Raw genomic sequence first — 21233 nt, 5'->3', positions numbered from 1 at the left:
TCCGAAAAGTCAGCGTCAGGGGAACTGAAAATACCGTCCGGCTTATATTTTATGCCGGACGGTATGACCAGCGGTGCTGGTTAGAAGAAGCCCAGCGGATTGATGTCGTAGCTGACCAGCAGGTTTTTGGTCTGCTGATAGTGCTCCAGCGCCACTTTATGGGTTTCGCGTCCAACGCCGGATTTCTTGTAACCACCGAATGCCGCATGGGCAGGGTACTGGTGGTAGCAGTTGGTCCACACACGCCCGGCTTGAATACCCCGGCCCATGCGGAAGGCAACGTTGATATCGCGGCTCCACAGGCCAGCGCCCAGTCCGAACTCGGTGTCGTTGGCAATCGCCAATGCTTCTTCCTCATCCTTGAAGGTGGTCACTGCCACGACAGGACCAAAGATCTCTTCCTGGAAGACACGCATCTTGTTATTGCCCTTGAGCAGCGTTGGCTGAATGTAGTAGCCGCTGTTGATGCTGTCATCCAGGGTCTCTTTGTTACCGCCAGTGAGGAACTCGGCGCCCTCGTCACGAGCTATATCCATGTACGACATGATCTTGTCGAACTGCTCCTGAGAGGCTTGAGCGCCTACCTGCACGTCGGTATCCAGCGGATTGCCGCGCTTGATGGTTTGCGTACGCTCGATGACTTTGGCCATGAACTCGTCGTACATGCTTTCCTGAATCAGCGCACGAGATGGGCAGGTACACACCTCGCCCTGATTAAAGAACGCCAGCACCAGGCCCTCGACCGCTTTATCAATAAATGTCGGTTCGGCATTCATGATATCGGCGAAGTAGATGTTGGGGGATTTACCACCCAGCTCGACCGTGGAGGGAATAATATTTTCCGCGGCACACTTCAGGATGTGTGAGCCCACCGGGGTGGAGCCAGTAAAGGCGATTTTGGCGATACGCTTGCTGCTCGCCAGTGCCTGCCCCGCCTCGGCACCGAAGCCATTGACGATATTCAGCACGCCAGGCGGCAGCAGATCGCCAATCACTTCCATCACTTTCAAAATCGACGCTGGCGTCTGTTCAGCGGGCTTGAGCACCACACAGTTACCTGCCGCCAGCGCAGGCGCCAGCTTCCAGGTAGCCATCAGAATCGGGAAATTCCAAGGGATAATCTGCCCCACCACGCCCAGCGGTTCATGGAAGTGGTAGGCCACCGTGTTGCCGTCTATATCGGCCGCCGTGCCTTCCTGGGAACGGATACAGCCGGCAAAGTAGCGGAAGTGGTCAACGGCAAGCGGAAGGTCGGCATTGAGCGTTTCGCGCACGGCCTTGCCGTTATCCCAGGTTTCGGCAACGGCCAGCATTTCCAGATTCTGTTCGATGCGGTCGGCGATCTTAAGCAGAATATTGCTGCGCTCTTGTGCGGACGTTTTGCCCCATGCAGGTGCGGCGCTGTGAGCCGCGTCCAATGCTTTGTCGATATCTTCCGCGCTCGATCGGGGGATTTCGCAAAACACCTGGCCGTTAACCGGGCTGATATTATCGAAGTATTGGCCCTTCACCGGAGGAACAAACTCGCCGCCGATGTAATTGCCGTAGCGTTTTTCAAATGACACCAGTGAACCAGCATCACCAGGATTGGCGTAGATCATTATTGAGCTCCTGCGTATTATGATTATTAAAGGTTGCTCATGCAGTGTTGGTCAGACGGGCGCAACGCGACATACCCCGTTGGCAGGATGCGCCCTCATCCCTTGGTAGGAGACGCCATGTATTCGTTATTGGTGGCAGACGATCATCCGCTGTTTCGCGACGCGCTGCAGGTCGTGGTCAGCAGCGGCTTGCCACATAGCCAACTGTTGGAAGCCGATAGCCTCGCCGCCGCCATCTCCCTGATTAGCGAGCACGACGGCCTGGACTTACTGCTGCTCGACCTGAGCTTACCCGATGCGGAAGGGCTAGACGGTTTGACCCACCTGCGCGAAGCGTTTCCCTGGCTGCCGGTGGCGATTATTTCGGCCCATCAGGAGCGTCAGTTAGTGCTGGATGCGATCAGCCTGGGCGCCGTGGGCTACATCCCCAAATCAACCCCCAGGGAGGTCATGCTCAATGCACTCACCCAGATTCTTGAAGGGCAGCTCTATCTGCCTTCCGATGTCATGCGCCGCCCACCATCAGCAACGCCCCCGTCCAAATCCAGAGGATCGGCAGCCGCCGAGCGCCTGGCCGGTGAAAGGCTCACCCAGTTGACCGATAAGCAGCTTGAGGTATTGCGCTGCATGACTCAGGGCATGTCGAACAAGCTGATCGCCCGCGAACTGGATATTGCCGAGACGACTGTCAAAACTCACGTCTCGGCGATCTTGCGCAAACTGGAAGCGACCAGCCGTGTCCATGCCATCGTGATGGCGGGCGAGGATAACCTGCCGCTTTATTTGGCCAGTCGAACGACGCGTTAACCTTACCTCTCCCGTTTGGTTAACAGGCTGACCAGCAGCATCCTCAGGCGCATCGGCTTTAACGGCTTCAACAAGCAGTGCATGCCCGCCTCGCGGGCGGAACGGCTGAGTTGCGCATCATGGTTGGCGGTAATCACCACCACCGCCAAGCCTGGATAGCGACGGCGCAGGCGCGCCGCCAGTGCCAGGCCTGTTTCCCGGTGATCGCCAAGATGATAATCGACCAGCAAGACGTCAGGGGTCTCGCCGTCACTGGTGGCTTCAAGAGCACTGGCCGTGGCCGCCGCCCTGACCCGGCAGCCCCAGCCCCCCAGCAGCGCCTGCATGCCGTCGATAATCGCCTCATCGTCATCGATGACCCACACCACGCATTCAGCAAGCGGAGACCCTGGATCATCGTCTCCCAGAGCACCTCCCTGCTCGGGACTCGTTTGAGACAAGGCGACACGGGAAGATGCATAAGGCACGGTGATTGAAAACAGCGATCCATGCCCAGACCGAGAGGCCAGCGTTACCGGTTGATCCAGCATGGTACTGATACGGTCGACGATCGCTAAGCCGAGACCCAGCCCTCGACTATGATGGCGCTGAGCGTCCGGGGCGCGCTGAAACTCAAGGAAGATCGCCTCGCGCTGCTGTTCAGCAATCCCCGGGCCGGTATCACCGACCATGATTTCGACGCCCTCGGGGCGGCGGCGGCAACCCAATAGCACGTGACCGTGCTCGGTATAGCGCACGGCGTTGCTCAAGAAATTACGGACCACCCTTGCCAGCAACGCCAGGTCTGACTCCACCATGACATGCGACGGCACGTAATGCAGACTCAAGCCACGCACTGCTGCCACCTGACGGTACTCCTCTGCCAAGGCATCCAGCAGAGTGCTGACCGTAAATGGTGCCTTGTCGGCGTGCAGCACCCCGGCATCCAGGCGCGAAATATCCACCAGGGTGCCCAGCAGTCCTTCAACATCTTTCAATGAACGCCCCACATGGCCGACCAGCGTCGTCGATGCCTCGGGCAAGGAATGAGATTCCAAGGCACTGACAAACAGCCTGGCAGCGTTAAGCGGTTGCAGCAGGTCGTGACTGACGGCGGCAAGAAACTTGGTTTTTGACAGGTTGGCGGCGTCAGCGTCGGCTTTTGCCGCCTGCAAATGCGCGTTGGCCTCCCCCAGCTCGTCCAGGGCACGGTGCAGCGCATCGGTACGTTCCTTGACCTGTTCGGCCAGCAGGACAGAGCGCTCGAAAGCCGCGTACGGGGCACCATCGGCACCACTACCCGATTCCACACGGCTCATGAGCGCCTGACACACTTTGCGCAGACGGCGATTTTCTTCGCGTAAGGCTTCGGGGCTGAGTGTCGTGTCATCACCCGTCGAGAGCTGGAAGAGTGCCAAGCGCCACTCCTGTAAAGGTTTGATTGACATGCATTCCATGGTGCTGCTCACCGTAGGTGTTAAATCCCACCACCCGCGATCGACGCAGCATCGCCGAGGCCTGCTCGAGATGATCGACGGCTTCCAGCTCCATGCGGCGTAAAAAGCAGTCGCAGCCAATCATCAGCGATGGCGGCCCCAATCGTGCCGTTACCCCGTCAAGCATGCGATTGAGATCATCCAGCAACGGGGCAGGCTGCATTGCCGTCAGTACAATGCCGTTTTCCACTGCACAGTAAAAGTTTAGGCTACCGTCGTCATTCACGCGCTGAATCGAGCGTACGAAATGCTGCCCCCCAAGCTGCACCGCAAGAGGATGCCGTGCAAACACCTCGGGTACGAGGGCATCAAGCGAGACGCCTACCAAATCGGCGTAGACACTGGCCGCAGGAAGGCCGTTAAGTTCCATCACGCGGCGGCGTTCACGGTCAGCTTCGGTCACGACCAGCTTATGACTCAGCGGCAATAGGTGGTGGGTAGAGAATACTTCAAACGGTAGGCACGTATTGATCATCACAACTACGGCGGCACGGCTGTGGAAGCGCCCGTTGGCATACACATGGGTATTGGCAAGGTGGTTATCGTCACCGGCGGAACCGCCGAAACTGGGTATGCGCCCCAGGGCCGCGTCCAGCGTCGCCAGCACCTGTTCCTCGCGGCTTGATAGTCCGTCCAGCAAGGTCAGCGCAAAACTATGCTCGTTCACCGGTGCCAACGCTCGACGGCGACAGCGCTCGATCAGGTCATCGACCAGCGGCTGGGCGTCGCTCAACGCGAAGCGGTCCAGGTCATTGACCAGCGACGTTTCCATGGCGAACACCCGATGATCAAAGCCAATCGCGACAATACTGCCGCGATCATACCCCTCGGGGGTAATCTCACCTGCTGTGGTGCAGCCACTGACTGGTACCGCCGGAAACGCATGGACCAGCGCAGCCGATAGTCGCTCCAGATCATATTCGGCACTACAGAAAAAAATAACGCCGCCAAGATCGGCATGGCTGAGGCCCTCGGCCAATACTTGTACAGCCTGCTCGGCATTTGCCGATCGGCTGGCGACGACCACCGTGCCATGGTTAGAGAGAGAAGTCGTCACGCTGCCATTTCTCCAACGCCAAATGCGTACGTGCTGCGGTTTGACGCAGCGCACTCAAGGCTTGATGCAACTCGCCGGGAGCAGGCCTCTTGACGACCAGCATCTCGAGTTGCTTGGCATGCTGCGCTACCTGCTGAGCCCCGATACTCAGCGCTTCACCGCGCAGTTGGTGGGCCAGACGAGCGACCTGTTCGGCGTGCTCATCAGACAACGTCTCAAACCCGAGGTAAGTCGTAAATTGCGCCAGATAATCCTCAACCTGCCGGTGGTACAGGGCAATCAGCTCACGCAGATGGCTTTCATCGAGGGTTTGGACAAGGCTGCCCAGGGTGTCGCCGTTGAGCAGGCTATCGCCGCCTGACGACGCCTGGGGCTGAACGGGAGCGGCACCGGACTCACCCAGTTGAAACGCGAGAACGTTGCTCAACGCACTCGTTGACAGCGGCTTGGTGATGTAGTCGTTCATGCCCGCATCCAGGCAACGCTGCCGGTCATCCTCAACACCACCGGCGGTCATGGCCACGATGGGCACCTCGACCAGCCACCCCCCCTGCGCTCGTAGCTTTCGGGTGACATCCAGGCCATCCATGTCGGGGAGTTGAATATCCATGAAAATCAGGTGGAAACGCTGAGCCGCTACCATGTCCAGTGCATCATGACCACTTTCTGCACAGACCACATCGCAGCCCAAGCGCGCCAGCAACTCAATGGCGACCTTGCGGTTGATAGCGTTGTCTTCCACCAGTAGTAGTGACGTATCAGGGAAATGGTGCTGGGTCGACGGCGATGGCAGCTCCGGACGCTGATGGGGCGTCGTTTCCTCCAGGGGTAGTTGGCAGCGGAAGGTACTGCCCTCACCCGGCTGACTATCAACACGCAATTGCCCATCCATGGCATGACTTAACCGTTTGCAAATGGCAAGCCCCAGACCAGTGCCGCCAAACCGCCGGGCGACCGATGCATCGGCCTGCTGAAAAGGTTCGAAAAGACGCTGTTGTTGTACATCGCTCAGGCCACAGCCCGTATCGATGACATCGAAGAATAAATGATCAGCCGTGGCAGAGACCCGCACAGAGACCACTCCGTCATCGGTAAACTTGATCGCGTTGGCCAGCAGGTTGAGCAAAATTTGCCGTAAACGACCAGCATCCACCATTACCCAGGCAGGCACCCGCTCATCCACATCGATAGTGAGCATCAGCCCTTTAGCTTCGGCCCTTGGCTTGAACAATGCCACGACGCTTTCGACCAGCGGCTTGACCGCAGTAGGTGCCGTTTCAAGGCGAAGATGACCGGCCTCGATTTTGGAAAAGTCTAAAATTTCATTGATCATCGCCAGTAACTGATTGGCGCTGTCGTAAATCGTGTTGGCGTAATCTTCAACCTGTACCCGATTGGCGGGCTCGCGCAACAGTTCGCTCATGCCGATAACGCCATTGAGCGGCGTGCGAATTTCATGGCTAACCATGGCAAGGAAATCGGATTTCGCTTGATTGGCTGCCTGGGCCTGCTCGGCAGTGACTTCCAATTGGCGACTAAGCGTTTCCTGGTCTCGCCGGGCTGCAGCGCTCTCACGCATTTCCCTTACCAGAAAGACCACCACCAGCAATGCCGCCAGGCTCATCGCCATAATCAAGCTCATCAACAGCTTGTAAAGCAGGCTAAGCTGGGCTCGCTCTTCAGTGGCGGACTCTGCCAGAAAGCCATTGATCGTGATCACCAGCCGTTCGGTGAGCCGCGTCAGTGCTTGCAGTTCGGTTTCCAGTGCGGTGATAGGCATCTGTTCGAGATCTTCGTGCGGCTCGAACATCGGGTCGAGAGTGTCTAGCTGCTGCTGGATGTCATTGAGCAGCTGACGTGCAGGCTCAATGCGGTTGAGCAACTCGCTGACCTCCCCTTCATTGAGCAAGTTGAGGCGGCTGTAGAGCAGCTCAAATCTCAGTTCCAACTCATCCTGAGCACTCGGTGCTATTGGCCCCCGGGTCGCGTTGAGTAGCTGGTTGAGCAACTGGACCGCATCACGGTCCAGTTTATAAACCACCCAGGAGGTGTCTTCACGCAGGGTTTGGGTCAGGTTATCTTGCCGCCAGGCGGCGATTGTCGCCACGACCAGGGCTGCCGCAAACAGCACCACCGCGGCCATGGCAACCAGTTTGAAGCGCCATGGATAGCGCAGTAATCGAGGATAATGCGTCGTGGGAGCGCTAGAGGACATTAATGAGCATCACCTGCCAGACAGCTCGAAAACGCATTTTCTCACTCAACAAGGCCTCATCCTGATCAAAGGGATAAAGCACCCAAAGCGGGCCGTATTCACGGATGGGAATCGCTTCACCGTCACGCTTCAGCGCAAGAATGACATCGTAGTCATAAAAATCGCTGACCGGAATCTCCGCCTGGTAGCCATTAAGCGCCTGTACATTGACGTTGCCATCCTCCACCCCCAGATGCGCCAGCAAGTCGCGCATTAGCGGGCCTTCATAATGATTCCGGCTGTCGGTCCAGGGCGTGGTCGTGGCAAAATCATGCTGCGGCAGTTGCTCCAGCATCTTGCGATCAAAATGCGCCTCGTCATCGACATTTGTGCGGGCAATATCACCCACAACTTTAAGAATCACCGGACCTGTCGGCGCATGGCTTTCAACTGACGTGGACGCGGCCCCCGCCAGCGGAATGCTGAACGCCAGCAGGACGACTCTCAATAAAAACGCCTTCACTGCGATATCCCCTTCGGGCAACTAGCGGACAATCATGACCGACATCTTCGCATGGTGTACCACATGCTCGGCGTTAGGCCCAAGTACGTAATCGACAAACTTGCGCTTGGTATGCGAGGCCATGACGATCAGGTCGATATCCAGCTGTTTAGCGACCTTGATGATCGCCTCCCATGGTGAGCCATCGACAATCACGCTTTGGGTATTGATTGTCTCAGGCACGTGCTGCTCTATAAACGCATGTTGCGCATCCTTGACGGCCTCATGCGCCTTCTTGGAGAAGTCTTTAGGAAAATAAGCCCCCACCATGGGCATCTTAAAGTCCGGCAGCACCGTCACCACGTGTAGCGACGCGTCAAACGTCTGGCACAGCTCAATGGCCGTGGGCAACGCCTTGCTCCATGAACTTTCTTCATTAAGATCAACGGGCAGTAAAATTTTGTGGTACATGACAGCCCCTCCTCACGCGGCATTAGCCTTGGTAGTGCGACCATCGGCGTCCCGCCGACGGCGCTGTAGCATGACGATCAGGGCGAACACGCCGAGAGCGGGAATCCAGATCCACTCTTTTGTCCAGCGGTCCACCGGTGCCAGTACTTCGACGATTTCCTGATCGAAATCAAAGCCCAGGTCTGCCGCATCACTGCCATAGGTCACCATATCGACGATAGCTTCATCGTTTTCTGTCAGCAGCATCAGCCCCAGATTATCCAGGCGCTCCTGTCCACTATCACCCTCCGGCACAGGCACCAGAATATAGGTCGTCATGGGATCACCATAATCATCCAGGCCGCTAATCTGGACTCTTAGCGACGATCCCTCATCGACGTTACCCAGGGTTTCAACAAACTCGGTGGGCTCGGTAGACCGATAAGGATCGTGAATCATGTCCATGAAAAAGCCTGGACGGAAAAGCGCAAAGGCCACCACGAGCAACAGGACCGACTCATACCAGCGGTTACGCGTAATCATGAAGCCTTGAGTGGCGGCAGCAAAGATGAGCATCGCCACGGTCGCCACCACAAAGATCAATATCCCTTGCAGCGGTGTCACGTCAATCAACAGCAGGTCGGTGTTGAAGATGAACAGGAACGGAAGCGCGGCGGTACGCAGGCTGTAATAAAACGCCTGGAAACCAGTGCGAATCGGGTCGCCTCCTGACACTGCAGCTGCCGCAAACGAGGCAAGCCCCACCGGTGGCGTAACGTCCGCCATGATGCCGAAATAAAACACAAACAGGTGCACGGCAATCAGTGGTACCAGCAGGCCATTCTGAGCCCCCAATTGAATAATCACTGGCGCCAACAGGGCCGATACCACGATGTAGTTGGCAGTGGTCGGCAGCCCCATGCCGAGGATCAAACTGAGTACCGCGGTAAACAGCAAAATCAGCAACAGGTTGCCCATTGCCAGGGTTTCGACCACATCGGCCAACACCAGTCCGACCCCTGTCTGGGAAACCGCACCGACAATGATACCCGCCGTCGCCGTCGCAATGCCGATACCAATCATGTTACGAGCGCCGGTCACCAGTCCGTTCCACAGGTCAATAGCGCCTTCACGCAGGTCGTAGGCAATATCGCTACGGCCACGAAAATACGCGGTAATCGGACGCTGAGTCAGCATGATAAAGATCATGAACACCGTGGCCCAAAAGGCTGAAAGCCCGGGGGACAGGCGCTCTACCATCAAACACCATACCAATACGATCACGGGCAGAATGTATTGCAACCCCACCAGCACCGTAGGGCGGGTTTGCGGTAGCTTGACCACTGGCTCATTGGGATCATCGACTTCCAGTTCAGGGTAGCCCGAAGCCAGTTTGAGCAATGCGACATAAACCGCCGCGAGCACTAAACCAATTACCCAGGGGGCCACCGGGCCCAGCAGGGGCTGCAACCAGCCCAGGCCGTAATATACCGCAAGTGCCGTGACCATCATCAGCAACAGGCCAGCCAGAAAGCCCGTCACCTTGCGAACGAGCGGCTTGGGCGGGTTGCTGCTTTCAAGCCCCTGCATATTGGCTTTCAGGGCTTCCAGGTGGACGATATAAATCAGCGCAATATAGGATATCAACGCAGGTAGAAATGCGTGCTTGATGACTTCTACATACGAAATGCCCACGTATTCGACCATCAGAAACGCAGCAGCCCCCATGACCGGCGGCATGATTTGACCATTGACAGAGGAGGCGACTTCGACAGCACCGGCCTTCTCCGAGGAAAAGCCCACGCGCTTCATCATGGGAATGGTAAAGGTGCCGGTGGTCACCGTATTGGCAATCGAAGAGCCCGAAATCAAGCCTGTCATGCCCGACGCCACCACCGCCGCCTTGGCCGGGCCGCCCTTGTAGTGCCCAAGCAACGAAAACGCGACTTTAATGAAGTAGTTACCCGCGCCTGCTTTATCCAGCAGCGCACCAAACAATACGAACAGGAAGACAAAGCTGGTGGACACCCCCAGCGCTATACCGAATACCCCTTGGGTAGTTAGCCATTGATGATTAACCAGTCCATAAAGACTCACGCCACCATGGGCAAGCATGCCCGGCATCCAGGGCCCGGCCAGCGAATAGAACAAAAACACGGAGGCAACAATCATCAGTGGCGGCCCGAGCGCACGTCGTGTCGCTTCCAGCAACAGCAAAATCCCCGCCACACCGACGACGACATCGGTCAGCAGCGGAGCACCAGGACGCTCCGACAAGCCTTCGTAAAAGATGAACATGTAGGCACCGCAAAATGCGGCCACCGCCGCCAGCACCCAGTCTTGCAGTGGAATACGATCGCGGGGCGACCGCTTGAGCGCAGGATATGCCATGTACGCCAAGAACAGCGCAAAGGCCAAATGAATCGAACGGGATTGCGTCGCGTTAAACACCCCGAAGCCGAAGATGTAAGGCAATGGCGACGCGATCCACAGTTGAAAAAGTGACCACACCGCCGCAATCCCTACCAGCAGCTTGCCAGGCATTCCGGCCGGTTTACGAGACCCGGAGTCCGTAGAGGCCACCAGATCTTCAAGATCAACATTTGACCCACCGGTCTTGGTGTTATCCGTTGTCATATGCATGCCCTGCAAAAATTTGGATGACAATGAGGAATGCCAATAAGAAGCCCTGGATCAATCCAGGCAACATTCCAAACACAGCGCGCGGCCCCGTGAGAGACCGCGCGCATCTTTCAATCGGTGATTAACACCCAGTACCGATAACCTTACTCTTCGATCCAGCCCTGCTCTACGTAGTAGCGCTTGGCACCGTCATGCAGAGGTGCAGACAGGCCTTGCGTCACCATGTCCTGGGCATCCAGATTTTCGAAGGCAGGGTGTAGACGCTTGAAGCGGTCGAAGTCGTCGAATACTGCTTTAACAGTTTCGTAGACCACATCGTCATCGGCATCCGCTGAGGTCACGAACGTCGCCGCCACACCGAAGGTCTCTACATCATCAGGGTTGTTTTTATACAGACCGCCGGGAATCACAGACGTGGAGTAGTAGGGATATTCGTCAACAATGCCCTGAATATCGTCGTCGTTCATCGGGATCAGGTGTGAATCCACCGTGGTGGTGGCTTCCTGAATAGAACCGTTCGGGTGACCGACCACATACACCATGGCATCGATGTTGTTATCAGACAGTGCAGCAGCCTGCTCAGCGGCGTCCAGCTCGGAGACCAGGGAGAAGGTGTCTTCGTCCCAGCCCTTGGCATCCATCACCACTTCCATGGTGTTGCGCTGACCTGAGCCCGGGTTGCCGATATTAACGCGCTTGCCTTCGAGATCATCCAGCGTTTCGATACCCGAGTCCGCGCGGGCCAGCAGCGTCAACGGCTCGCCATGGATACGGAAGACGGCACGCAGGTCCTCAAACGCATCCCCCTCGAAATTCCCGGTACCATTGTAGGCTTGGTACTGAACGTCGGACTGGGCAACGCCCATATTCAGCTCGCCGGATTTAATGCCGTTAATATTGGCCACCGAGCCACCGGTTGATGGCGCGTTACAACGGATGTTGTGCTCGTCGCTGCCGCGGTTGACCAGGCGACAGACGGACTGGCCGACGACGTAATATACCCCGGTCTGGCCACCGGTACCGATGGTAATGAATTGTTCGTCTTCTTGTGCCATTGCGGGAGAAGCAAAGGCAGTAGCAGCGAGTAACGTGCCTGAGAAGGCAGCGGTAGAAAATGCATGGCGTTTCATGAACACACCTCTTTATCTTGATGTTATGAGCATTGTGCGTTGGCCCCACCTGCGCGCTAATCATGCAGGCTTAAGGATCCAAAACGTTTTCAAGACAATCTGTTATCAGCATCGACAGCTTCTGTCGGCTTTCACTACTTTAGCGAAAAAAAACCTCGTTGGCGAAATCAGATACATCAAACCAGCAAACTTCGTTTACCAACCTGTAAACACCAGTGTAGCGATCTTCACCGTTTAGGGAGCGTTAACCGTCATTCCGCTTTGGCATAGGCCAATCGATATCAATCAACGTTATAGCCCAGAACACGCGGTAGCCACAGCGCAATGCCTGGGAATATGGCCACCAATGCCAATGCACAGCCCATGGCCACCACGAACAACAATGCCCAGCCCAGGGTCTGCTCCAGGCGGATTTTGGCCACCTCCGTCGTGACCATCAAGTTCACGGCCACCGGCGGTGTAAACTGCCCGATGGCAATGTTCATGGCCAGCAGTATGCCGAACCACACGGGGTTCCATTCAAAGTGCTGCATGACCGGAATCAGGATCGGCATCATGATCAGATAAATCGAGATCGCATCCAGCAGCATTCCCGCCACCAGGACGGCCAGCATCACCAGAATCAGCAGCAGAACGCCGTTATCGGTCAACCCAATAATCCATTCCGCCAGATGCCGAAATGTACCCAGCATGGTGCCGGCCCAGGCAAAAATACCCGCCAGGGCAATAATCAGCATCACCACGCCCGAGATAATGGCTGCTTCGCCAAACAGTTCCCACAGGTCCCGCCATGACAGCTCGCGGGTAAGAAAAAGTCCGACGACGGCACCATAGGCCACCGCCACCACCGCCGCTTCTGTCGGGGTAAAGAGCCCGGAGCGCAGCCCGCCAAGAATCAGCACCGGTGCGAATAAGGCGGGCAATGCCTGCCGGAAGGTGTCCCGTACACTCAACTGCTCAGCACCCTCCGTCATTGCCCCGCCTTCCCAGCCATAGCGTCTGGACACCAAGAGTGCCGGTAGCAACAGCGCCAAACCCGCGAGCACACCCGGAAATAACCCGGCGGCAAACAAGGCACGCAGATCAACACCCGGCACAACAATGGAGTAGAGAATCAGCGCGACGGAGGGCGGGATGAGAATCGCGGTGGAGGCCGAGGCCGCAATCAATGTGGCGGAAAACGGCTTTGGATAGCCTGCCTTGGTCATGCTCGGCAACATCACCATGGCAACGGCTGCCGCGTCTGCGGGGCCAGAACCGCTCATGCCCCCCATAATCATGCACACCAGCACCGCGACCAGCGCCAACCCCCCGTGGCGCGGGCCAATCAATGCCTGGGCAAAGCGCACCAGGCGCAGCGCGACACCGGCACGCTCGAAAATCAGCCCGGTTAGTATAAACAGCGGAATGGCGATGAGCGGGTATTTGGCAATACTGTTGTAGGTGTTGGTGCCAAGTGTTGCCAGCATATCCGGCGACAGCCCGATAAGGATCCCCACCGCGCCCGAAAGCGCTAGCGAAAACGCCACCGGAACGCCCGCGATCAGCAATCCTGCAAACGCCAGAATCATCCACACGTCAGGCGTCATCGCCGAACCTCCCGTTCAAACGGTCACGGGTTTGCTCCAGCAAACGCCACAGCATGGCCGCGGAAAGCACCGGCAGCCAGACGATATACCACCACTGCGGCAGGCCAAGCCCAGGCGAAAGCGACTCCCACTGGTATTCCTGCCAGGCAAGCTTGCCGCCATACCAAGTGATCAAGCCCAGTACAATGGCACCGCATAGCGCTTGAAACAGAATCAACGCACGGCGGTACTTAAACGGCAGTGCGCGTTCCAGGAAGCTGATTCGGATATGACGGTTACGTCGCAGCGCTACCGACGCCCCGGCGAAGGTCAGCACGACCAGCAGGAACACCGAAAACTCCTCGGTGAAGGAAAACGACCCGCCGGTTAAATAGCGCGTGATCACATTGCCCAGGCTAATCAATGCAATAATGATCAATGCCAGCGCGCCCAGCCAACGCTCAGGGCGCGCATCAGGAAAGCCTTTCATGGCAGCCTCACAACGAAAACTCCCAGCCTTGACGACTGGGAGACAGAACATCAGGGATGATTAGCGTGCGTCGATAGCGGCTTGTGCGGCCTCTACAAGGTCCTCGCCGATACGCGGGGTCCACTCTTCGTAGACGGACTGTGTTGCGTCGACAAAGGCCTGGTACTGCGCATCGGTTAGTTCGGTTACCGTCACGCCGCGTTCTTTAATGGCCTCAAGCCGCTCGCTTTCCTGTTCTCGGGTCATGGCGATTTCCCACTCGCCCGCTTCAACCGCGGTTTCACGCAGCATCGTTTGCTGTGCTTCACTCAATGATTGCCAGACCTGCTGGTTGACGGCAAAAATCAGTGGGTCGTTCATGTAGTTCCAGAGCGTCAGATGCTCCTGACCGACCTGGTCAATGCGCGCCACATCAAATACCGAGAGCGGGTTTTCCTGGCCGTCAACCGCACCGGTGGTCAGCGCTGGCTGAGCATCGGTCCAGCTCATTTGTGTCGGGTCGGCATCCAGCGCGGAGAACGTATCCTGGAACAGCGGCGAGCCTACTACGCGGATTTTCAAACCGTCCAAGTCACTCGGTTCACTGATGGGGCCTTGCGAATTAGACACCTGGCGAAAGCCATTTTCCCCCCAGGCCAGCGGAATAACTCCACGGGACTCGATCGCTTCAAACACCATTTCTCCGGCCTCACCACCGGTGACCGCATCCACAGCGGCCTCGTCAGGAATGAAAAACGGCAACGAGAAAAGGTTGAGTTCGGGCACCTGCGGTGACCAGTTGATAGTCGAGCCGACGGCGGCGTCAATCAGCCCTGAACGCATGGCCGAGAATTCGCGGGTCTGGTCGCCGGATACCAACTGTGAGTTGGGATACACCCGCATCGTCAGTTCACCGTCGCTACGTTCCTCGACCAGTTCTGCCCACTTTTCGGCCGCCTGCCCCCACGGAAAAGCGTCAGACAATACGGTGGAAACCGAAAGCTCACGCGCCTGTGCGGAAAGCGATAGAGACAACAACATTGCACCGGCCAGGCCGGTAGACATGCAAGCCATTGAGCGTGTCAGCGTCATAACAGATCCTTTTTTATCGGTTTTTATGGTGGTGTGTTCAACGGCCGCCTGCCGTTGGCGGCACCCCGCTTCATTGTATGCACTTCACTAGTAAAAGGAAGACATCCAAGGTCGCCCTGGTCGTTGTTGGCAGCATAAGATGAAGAAAATGCAGCGACTTACGGCACTATCATTTGGGCAGTCTACCAAGCTGATATAATGATGGCCTTTGCCATCTATCAACGGACATCAACGTGCCCCTACGCGACCTGCTGCTCGGCCTATTTGTCATCACTATCTGGGCGTTGAACATCATCGTCATCAAGGTCGGCGTGACAGAGCTTCCCCCTCTGCTGCTGACCACGCTGCGCTTTATGCTGGTCGCGGCATTATTGGTGCCCTTTTACCCGGTGGCACGGGCGCAACTGCCTTTTTTGATGCTGTTGTCGACGACATTCGGCAGTCTGCATTTTGCTCTGTTGTTCATTGGCCTGGAGCAGGCAGAGGCAGGCACCGGAGCGCTTCTGGTGCAGATGGGGACACCCTTTGCCACGCTACTGGCCGTGATATTTCTCAAGGAAAAACTTGGGCCAAAACGTATTGCGGGGCTGTTGCTGTCGTTTGCTGGCATCATTGTGCTGGCAGGTGGCCCCACCTTGCCGACCCCACTTCCATTGGCGATTCTGTTGTGCAGCGCCATGGGCTGGGCGGTATCGCAGTTGTTAATTAAACGCGGGCCGCCCATTGCGCCGCTGGCGTTGGCGGGCTGGGTCGCGCTGTTTGCGGTGCCGCAGGTGGCCCTGGCTTCATGGCTGTTTGAGAGCGGCCAGTGGCAGGCAATTCAGCAGGCGAGCTGGTTGGGCTGGGGGGCGATGATTTACACCGCCGTGATGTCATCCATCATCGCTTACGGGATCTGGTACGCGCTGTTACGCCGCCACCCGGTCAACCGTGTGGTGCCCATGACACTCCTCGTACCGGTATTGGCGGTCGGCCTGGGTGCGCTCTTGCTGGGCGACAGCCTTGGCGTGCATAAACTGCTGGGCGGCGGTCTGGTGATCGCAGGCATTGCCCTGATTGTGCTCAATATCACCCCTCGCTCTCGTCCGGCTTAATCTTCCGGTTGGCAAAAGCCGGCCAGGGCGGAGACGGATACACAGTCACCCACGCCAATTCCCCGTTCGGCAAAGTAGCCAGCGTTGACTTCAAGCGCCGCATGATAGGCGGCGCCGGGGGCATACGAGGGGCAGTCACTCGGTGACGACGATTCGCAGGGTTGCATGGTGTCAATGGCGACGATGTGCCCTGCATCGTCGATGAAAGCAATGTCCAGCGGGATCAAGGTACGGTACATCCAGAACCCATTCCCGGCTGACCGTTCGCTTTCAAAGACAAACAGCATGCCGCGCTTTTCGGGGAGATGGTCTCGCTGCATCAACCCTCGCTGACGTTCAGCCAATGTATCGGCCAGCTCGACATCCAGGCGATGCGGGCCTTGCGGGGTGTGAATCGCCAACGACAAGGTTTCAGCGTCGTCTGGCGTCGCTTGCGCCCACAATGACGCCCCGGGTAGCCATAGCGACAGCGGTAATATGATGGAGGCTTTGAGCAGCGACCGGCGGTTCATGGTCATGGTGTTTTCCTTGTCTTATCGGGCGCTATCAACGCCGTATCCTGGCATCAGATGAATCCCTCCCGCCAACAGTGATACGTGCACTGCGGCGCCGGGGGTCAGTTGATTACGTCGTGCCGCATGGGTGGCAATATCGAAACGTAGCATATCGCCATGTTGAACGCGCAATGCGACCGAGGTCATGCCGCCTAACACAACAAGCTCATCGACCGTCGCGGCAATCGGATTTTCCCGCTCGCCAAGCGACGGTCGGTCGCGACGATGGAGCACGATATCCGAGGGTGGCAGGTACCACGCCACACGCTCATTGATAGGAAGCGCGTCAAGCCCCGAGGCAACGTCCAGTTGAGCGTTGCCCCAGCGCAAACGGCGCTCTCCACCGACCTCGACCACCTGCCCTGCAAAGACGTTATGCCGATCCAGCAGCCTTGCGACGCTGGGCGAGGCAGGCGTTCTGAAGAGGATTTCAGGCGAAGCTTGTTGCAGACTGCGACCGTTATGCAGCACACAAACTTGATCCGCCAGCGCGGCGGCTTCTTCCAGGTCGTGGGTGACCAATACGATGGGTATCGAGATTTGCTGGCGAAGCCTGGCCAGTTCGCGCTGTAGCCGTCGCCGAGTTACCTGGTCCACCGCCGAAAACGGCTCGTCGAGCAGCAGCACCTGAGGCTCGCGAGCCAGCGCACGCGCCAGGGCTACACGCTGACGCTGGCCGCCGGAGAGCTCGTTGGGATAGCGGCTTTCGAGACCTTTCAAGCGCACCGTTTCAAGCCATTGTTCCGCCTGAGGGCGGCGCCTGGCGGGCGGCAAATGCCGCAGTGCCAGCGCAATATTGGCCAGGGCAGTCAAATGAGGAAAAAGGGCATAATCCTGAAACACCATGCCGACCCGGCGTTGCTGGGGCGATAGCGAGCGCTTACCCCGCGAGTCAAACCAGGTTTGTCCGGCACACTCAATAAGGCCCTGCTGGGGGCGATACAGCCCGGCAATGGCACGCAGCAAGGTGGTTTTACCACTCCCAGACGGCCCCACCAGCGCCAACAGCTCGCCGGGCAAGCAGCTGAACTCGGCATTGAGTGGAATCGGCCCACTTTGTTCCGCGCTCACTATCAACCTAGCCACGCGCCCACCTCCGGCGACCCGCCAAGCCATAGACGACGCCCAGGGTGGTAAATGACACCACCAACAGCAACGCCGCCATCAGAGCCGCCCCCTGCTCGTCAAAGGCCTGTACCCGGTCATATATGGCGATCGCCAGTGTCCGGGTTTCGCCGTCTATCGCCCCACCGACCATCAGGATGACGCCGAACTCGCCCAGGGTATGGGCGAAGGTCAATGCGGCAGCGGACAGGATACCCGGCCATACCAGCGGCAGTTCAATGCGCAGCAGCGTTTGCCACGGGCTTAGCCCGCTGCACCACGCTGCTTCTCGCAAGTTATGGGGGATGTTCTCAAACGCACGCTGAATCGGCTGCACGGCAAAGGGCAGGTTGGCAACCAAGGAGGCCAGCAGGATACCGCTGAAGGTAAAATTGAGACCGCCCCCGGTGAGCGACATCCACAGCTGGCCGAACGGCGCCTCGCGGCCAAAACTTTGCAGCAGATAAAACCCCAATACGGTGGGCGGCAACACCAGCGGCAGCGCCACCAGCGCCTCGCATAGGCCTTTACCGCGAAAGCGGGCACTCGCTAACCAGCGTCCCAGAAAAATACCTATCGGCAGCAAAAAAGCACAGGTTAGCGCCGCCAGGCGGAATGACACAGAAAGCGCCGACCAATCCATCAATCTGCACTAAACCCATAGTGTTGAAAGATCGCCCGCCCTTCTTCCTGCTGGAGCCAGGTATAAAACGCCTGGGCGGTATCGCCCGCTTCGCAGGTGAGCACCATGCGGTGGCGCAGCGGATCGTGCCAGCCTTCAGGAATGAGTATGTACTCACTTCGATCGACTAACGGCGGCGCCAGTGCCAGCGAATAGGCCACCAGGCCGCCTTGGGCATCATCAGAAAGCGCGAATTGCGCCGCCTGGGAAACGTTTTCTCCCAGCACCCTCAGCGGTTCGGTTTGATCCCAAAGCCCTGCATGCGTCAGTGCTTGCTGCGCGGCCACGCCATACGGTGCGTGCTCAGGATTGGCAAGCGCGATACGGGGGCGCTCACCCTTCGCATGGCGCGCCAGTGCCTGCTCTACGCCCGCCATGGGGGCATCGCCAAACGACTTTGCCTGCCCTGGCCGCTGCAGCCACACCAGACGCCCATGGGCGTAAATCACCCCCTCATCACGAGTATGGCCTTCGTCATGTAGCGCCTCTACGTAGCGCTCATCTGCAGAAAGAAAAAGCTCAAAGGGCGCACCCTGGGCAATCTGGCGTCGAAAATTGCCCGAAGAGCCAAAGTTCAGCCGCAGCGTGTGCCCGGTGTCGTGCTCGAAGCGCTCGGCGGCTTCGGTCAGCGCGAACTGCAGGGAAGACGCCGCCGCCACTGTTGCCGTCCCCGCCGACACGGGCATGGCGGTAAGCAGCAGCCAGGCCAACAACAGCCCATGCCGGTATAGGCCACGCATCACCTAGCCCGCCTTTGGAGGAAGGTGCTGCTCGTTAATCGCCATGACCTTCATGGTGTTGGTACCGCCATGAGCATTCATATGATCACCGCGGGTCAGAATCACGTAATCGCCAGGCTTGGCGACCCCCTGCTTGACCAACAACTCAAGCGCGCGGTCATTAAGCTCAGTGGCGGTCATTTCAGAGGTATCAAACGGCAGTGATACCACGCCACGGTAGAGCGCCATGCGGCGCTGGGCGATGGGGTTATGTGCCAGGCCAACAATCGGCAGCCCCGAGCGGATCCGCGAGGCGATCAGTGGGGTATAGCCCGACGAGGTCATACACGCAATCGCCTTGACGCCTTCCATGTGGTTGGCTGCGTACATGGCGGACAGCGCAATGGTTTCGTCCGGGCGGGTAAAGCCTTCGTGGATGCGGTGACCAGACTCTTGGGCGGTTTTTTCGCGCTCGGCTCCCAGACATACCCGTGCCATGGCATCGACGGTCTCGACGGGATAATCACCCGCGGCGGTTTCCGCGGACAGCATCACTGCGTCGCTGCCGTCCAGCACGGCGTTGGCCACGTCGAACACCTCGGCACGCGTTGGTAACGGCGACGCGATCATGCTCTCCATCATTTGTGTTGCCGTGATCACGGCACGGTTGAGTGTCCGCGCTCGCTTGATCATGCGCTTTTGAACGCCTACAAGCTGGGCATCGCCAATCTCGACGCCCAGGTCGCCACGCGCGACCATCACCGCCTCGGAGGCTTCGATAATGCCATCCAAGGTAGCGTCATCGGCTACCGCCTCGGCGCGCTCCACCTTGGCCACCAGGCCGATATCTTTCCCTTCCTCACCCAAGAGGCGACGCGCCTCAAGCATGTCCTCGGCCGAGCGTGGAAAGGAAATTGCCAGGTAATCGACGCCGATCTCGACGGCGGTTTTAAGGTCTTCCTTGTCTTTCTCAGTGAGCGCTGGGGCTGAAAGTCCACCGCCCTGCTTGTTAATGCCCTTATTGTTGGACAGCTTGCCGCCCACCACGACCTGAGTATGAATCTGCGAGCCTTCGACGCCGGTGACATCCAGCACCACGCGGCCATCATCGAGCAGCAAGCGATCCCCCGCCACGACGTCGTCGGCAAGCGTCTTGTAGTCGCAGCCGACCCGTGTGCTGTCGCCTGCGTCACCGTCCATCGCCATATCGAGAATAAACGGCTGGCTTTCCTGCAGCGTCACCGCGCCCTCTTTAAAGCGGGCAACACGGATTTTCGGGCCCTGGAGGTCGCCTAACGCGGCCACACTTTTGCCCAGTTTGGCGGCGGCCTCACGTACCTCTTGAAGTCGGCGACGATGATCGTCGGCGCTACCGTGGGAAAAATTCAGCCGCACCACATCGACACCCGCCGCGAGCATGGCGTCAAGTACGCCCTCGCGGTCACTGGCAGGCCCCAGGGTGGCGACAATCTTGGTGCGGCGGATAGAGGAATGGTGCAGTGCGTTCATAAAGCTCCCAGGCGCTAAACGTTGATGATCACTAGCCTAACAGTATAACGCGCGAAACATGACCGCTATGCAACACATCAAGTTAATCGGCGAGGTGAATCCGCAACGACAGAGGGTATTCGTCGCAGTTGTTGCCATCACCGCCCCGGTCTACTACTAAAAACTCGCCTTCTCGGTCCAGCACCGATTGAATGGCGTGCCAGGTGCCCGCGCGATAATTGACGCCCTGGCGACCATCGGTCACAAAAGCCCGCACGCTGGCGTCTTCAATGTGCTCGCCGGGGGGAGCAACCACCACAATAAACCGCTCTTCATGCAGCGGCATAAACGCCTGGCTGCCCTGAGGATGGCGCTCCAGAAACGTGAGTTCCAGCGGCAGGGTGACCGGCTGGCTGACAAAGATATTAATCAGCGTGCGGGCGTTTTCACCCAGGGTCTCCACCTTGGCCAGATCATGGTGGCGCTGGGTACGCCCGGCATTAATGGGAAACGACGTCGATGTACGCGCATCAATCACATCGCCAAATGGAGCAAAGGCCCCTGCCGTTAGCGGCTCGGCTTTTAGCTGCAACATGGCGGCTCC

The 21233-nt window shown here is 58.0% G+C and carries 19 protein-coding genes; 2 read left to right on the top strand and 17 right to left on the bottom strand.

The window, feature by feature from the left end; genetic code table 11:
• Window positions 1-80: 80 nt before the first annotated feature.
• On the bottom strand, window positions 81-1601 hold the full coding sequence (gene exaC / locus R3F64_RS07590) for an acetaldehyde dehydrogenase ExaC (protein ID WP_085917141.1): 1521 nt from the start codon (window positions 1599-1601) through the stop codon (window positions 81-83).
• 117 nt (window positions 1602-1718) lie between these two features.
• Between exaC and R3F64_RS07585 the strand changes: the two genes are divergently transcribed.
• On the top strand, window positions 1719-2408 hold the full coding sequence (locus tag R3F64_RS07585) for a response regulator transcription factor (RefSeq protein ID WP_332610712.1): 690 nt from the start codon (window positions 1719-1721) through the stop codon (window positions 2406-2408).
• Between the two features lie 2 nt (window positions 2409-2410).
• On the opposite strand, the gene R3F64_RS07580 is transcribed toward R3F64_RS07585, so the two are convergent.
• The 10 genes from R3F64_RS07580 to R3F64_RS07535 form a co-directional block, all read right to left on the bottom strand.
• Window positions 2411-3805 carry an ATP-binding response regulator gene (locus R3F64_RS07580; protein ID WP_233337276.1) on the bottom strand — a complete coding sequence of 465 codons (1395 nt, stop codon included), beginning with the start codon at window positions 3803-3805 and terminating at the stop codon, window positions 2411-2413.
• Entirely contained in the window at window positions 3777-4940 is a 1164-nt protein-coding gene (gene nosP / locus R3F64_RS07575) for a nitric oxide-sensing protein NosP (RefSeq protein ID WP_332610709.1), read from the bottom strand. Before nosP ends, R3F64_RS07580 begins: the two co-directional genes overlap by 29 nt.
• Entirely contained in the window at window positions 4921-7155 is a 2235-nt protein-coding gene (locus tag R3F64_RS07570; RefSeq protein WP_332610707.1) for a hybrid sensor histidine kinase/response regulator, read from the bottom strand. The genes nosP and R3F64_RS07570 overlap by 20 nt, the downstream gene beginning before the upstream one ends.
• Window positions 7145-7663, bottom strand: a complete 519-nt coding sequence (locus tag R3F64_RS07565) for a molybdopterin-dependent oxidoreductase (protein WP_085917283.1) — start codon at window positions 7661-7663, stop codon at window positions 7145-7147. The genes R3F64_RS07570 and R3F64_RS07565 overlap by 11 nt, the downstream gene beginning before the upstream one ends.
• Before the next feature lie 15 nt (window positions 7664-7678).
• Window positions 7679-8107 (bottom strand): universal stress protein, encoded by a 429-nt coding sequence (locus R3F64_RS07560; RefSeq protein WP_085917136.1) that lies wholly within the window; start codon window positions 8105-8107, stop codon window positions 7679-7681.
• 12 nt (window positions 8108-8119) lie between these two features.
• Window positions 8120-10723, bottom strand: a complete 2604-nt coding sequence (locus R3F64_RS07555; RefSeq protein ID WP_332610704.1) for a TRAP transporter permease — start codon at window positions 10721-10723, stop codon at window positions 8120-8122.
• A 149-nt stretch (window positions 10724-10872) separates the two neighbouring features.
• A complete protein-coding gene (locus R3F64_RS07550) occupies window positions 10873-11859 on the bottom strand; it encodes a TAXI family TRAP transporter solute-binding subunit (RefSeq protein ID WP_085917134.1) in 987 nt (328 codons plus the stop codon).
• Window positions 11860-12140: 281 nt separating this feature from the next.
• Window positions 12141-13448: a TRAP transporter large permease gene (locus tag R3F64_RS07545; protein ID WP_085917133.1), complete on the bottom strand. Its 1308-nt coding sequence runs from the start codon at window positions 13446-13448 to the stop codon at window positions 12141-12143.
• Window positions 13438-13917 carry a TRAP transporter small permease gene (locus tag R3F64_RS07540; RefSeq protein WP_085917132.1) on the bottom strand — a complete coding sequence of 160 codons (480 nt, stop codon included), beginning with the start codon at window positions 13915-13917 and terminating at the stop codon, window positions 13438-13440. The genes R3F64_RS07545 and R3F64_RS07540 overlap by 11 nt, the downstream gene beginning before the upstream one ends.
• Window positions 13918-13977: 60 nt before the next feature.
• Window positions 13978-14988 carry a DctP family TRAP transporter solute-binding subunit gene (locus R3F64_RS07535; protein WP_085917131.1) on the bottom strand — a complete coding sequence of 337 codons (1011 nt, stop codon included), beginning with the start codon at window positions 14986-14988 and terminating at the stop codon, window positions 13978-13980.
• Window positions 14989-15221: 233 nt separating this feature from the next.
• On the opposite strand from R3F64_RS07535, the gene R3F64_RS07530 reads away from it, so the two are divergent.
• Window positions 15222-16082: a DMT family transporter gene (locus tag R3F64_RS07530; protein WP_085917130.1), complete on the top strand. Its 861-nt coding sequence runs from the start codon at window positions 15222-15224 to the stop codon at window positions 16080-16082.
• On the opposite strand, the gene R3F64_RS07525 is transcribed toward R3F64_RS07530, so the two are convergent.
• The 6 genes from R3F64_RS07525 to R3F64_RS07500 all read right to left on the bottom strand — a co-directional run bounded on the left by R3F64_RS07525 (window position 16079) and on the right by R3F64_RS07500 (window position 21224).
• The gene (locus R3F64_RS07525) at window positions 16079-16600 is read right to left on the bottom strand and encodes a DUF192 domain-containing protein (protein WP_085917129.1); all 522 of its coding nucleotides are present in this window, start codon (window positions 16598-16600) and stop codon (window positions 16079-16081) included. The genes R3F64_RS07530 and R3F64_RS07525 overlap by 4 nt on opposite strands.
• Before the next feature lie 15 nt (window positions 16601-16615).
• A complete protein-coding gene (locus tag R3F64_RS07520; protein WP_233337277.1) occupies window positions 16616-17722 on the bottom strand; it encodes an ABC transporter ATP-binding protein in 1107 nt (368 codons plus the stop codon).
• Complete coding sequence (gene modB, locus R3F64_RS07515) at window positions 17715-18362, bottom strand: molybdate ABC transporter permease subunit (protein WP_233337278.1); 648 nt, start codon at window positions 18360-18362, stop codon at window positions 17715-17717. The genes R3F64_RS07520 and modB overlap by 8 nt, the downstream gene beginning before the upstream one ends.
• 20 nt (window positions 18363-18382) lie before the next feature.
• Window positions 18383-19162, bottom strand: a complete 780-nt coding sequence (gene modA, locus R3F64_RS07510) for a molybdate ABC transporter substrate-binding protein (RefSeq protein ID WP_085917282.1) — start codon at window positions 19160-19162, stop codon at window positions 18383-18385.
• Between the two features lie 3 nt (window positions 19163-19165).
• Window positions 19166-20650 (bottom strand): pyruvate kinase, encoded by a 1485-nt coding sequence (gene pyk / locus R3F64_RS07505; protein WP_085917126.1) that lies wholly within the window; start codon window positions 20648-20650, stop codon window positions 19166-19168.
• Window positions 20651-20732: 82 nt separating this feature from the next.
• Window positions 20733-21224, bottom strand: coding sequence for an ureidoglycolate lyase (locus R3F64_RS07500; RefSeq protein WP_085917125.1), 492 nt, complete (start codon window positions 21222-21224; stop codon window positions 20733-20735).
• Window positions 21225-21233: the final 9 nt, after the last annotated feature.

Source organism: Halomonas sp. 5021 (assembly GCF_036663435.1).
GTDB lineage: Bacteria > Pseudomonadota > Gammaproteobacteria > Pseudomonadales > Halomonadaceae > Vreelandella > Vreelandella janggokensis.
The sequence above is the reverse complement of the archived record's forward strand: the minus strand, read 5'-3'. Positions and strand labels throughout refer to the sequence as shown.

What these genes read in the sequence shown, in the direction of transcription:
- R3F64_RS07525 (WP_085917129.1), bottom strand. Translation starts at nt 16,600, where the DNA reads ATGACCATGAACCGCCGGTCGCTGCTCAAAGCCTCCATCATATTACCG.
- R3F64_RS07555 (WP_332610704.1), bottom strand. Translation starts at nt 10,723, where the DNA reads ATGACAACGGATAACACCAAGACCGGTGGGTCAAATGTTGATCTTGAA.
- R3F64_RS07585 (WP_332610712.1), top strand. Translation starts at nt 1,719, where the DNA reads ATGTATTCGTTATTGGTGGCAGACGATCATCCGCTGTTTCGCGACGCG.
- R3F64_RS07500 (WP_085917125.1), bottom strand. Translation starts at nt 21,224, where the DNA reads ATGTTGCAGCTAAAAGCCGAGCCGCTAACGGCAGGGGCCTTTGCTCCA.
- R3F64_RS07550 (WP_085917134.1), bottom strand. Translation starts at nt 11,859, where the DNA reads ATGAAACGCCATGCATTTTCTACCGCTGCCTTCTCAGGCACGTTACTC.
- R3F64_RS07545 (WP_085917133.1), bottom strand. Translation starts at nt 13,448, where the DNA reads ATGACGCCTGACGTGTGGATGATTCTGGCGTTTGCAGGATTGCTGATC.
- R3F64_RS07560 (WP_085917136.1), bottom strand. Translation starts at nt 8,107, where the DNA reads ATGTACCACAAAATTTTACTGCCCGTTGATCTTAATGAAGAAAGTTCA.
- R3F64_RS07570 (WP_332610707.1), bottom strand. Translation starts at nt 7,155, where the DNA reads ATGTCCTCTAGCGCTCCCACGACGCATTATCCTCGATTACTGCGCTAT.
- R3F64_RS07540 (WP_085917132.1), bottom strand. Translation starts at nt 13,917, where the DNA reads ATGAAAGGCTTTCCTGATGCGCGCCCTGAGCGTTGGCTGGGCGCGCTG.
- modA (WP_085917282.1), bottom strand. Translation starts at nt 19,162, where the DNA reads ATGCGTGGCCTATACCGGCATGGGCTGTTGTTGGCCTGGCTGCTGCTT.
- R3F64_RS07535 (WP_085917131.1), bottom strand. Translation starts at nt 14,988, where the DNA reads ATGACGCTGACACGCTCAATGGCTTGCATGTCTACCGGCCTGGCCGGT.
- pyk (WP_085917126.1), bottom strand. Translation starts at nt 20,650, where the DNA reads ATGAACGCACTGCACCATTCCTCTATCCGCCGCACCAAGATTGTCGCC.
- exaC (WP_085917141.1), bottom strand. Translation starts at nt 1,601, where the DNA reads ATGATCTACGCCAATCCTGGTGATGCTGGTTCACTGGTGTCATTTGAA.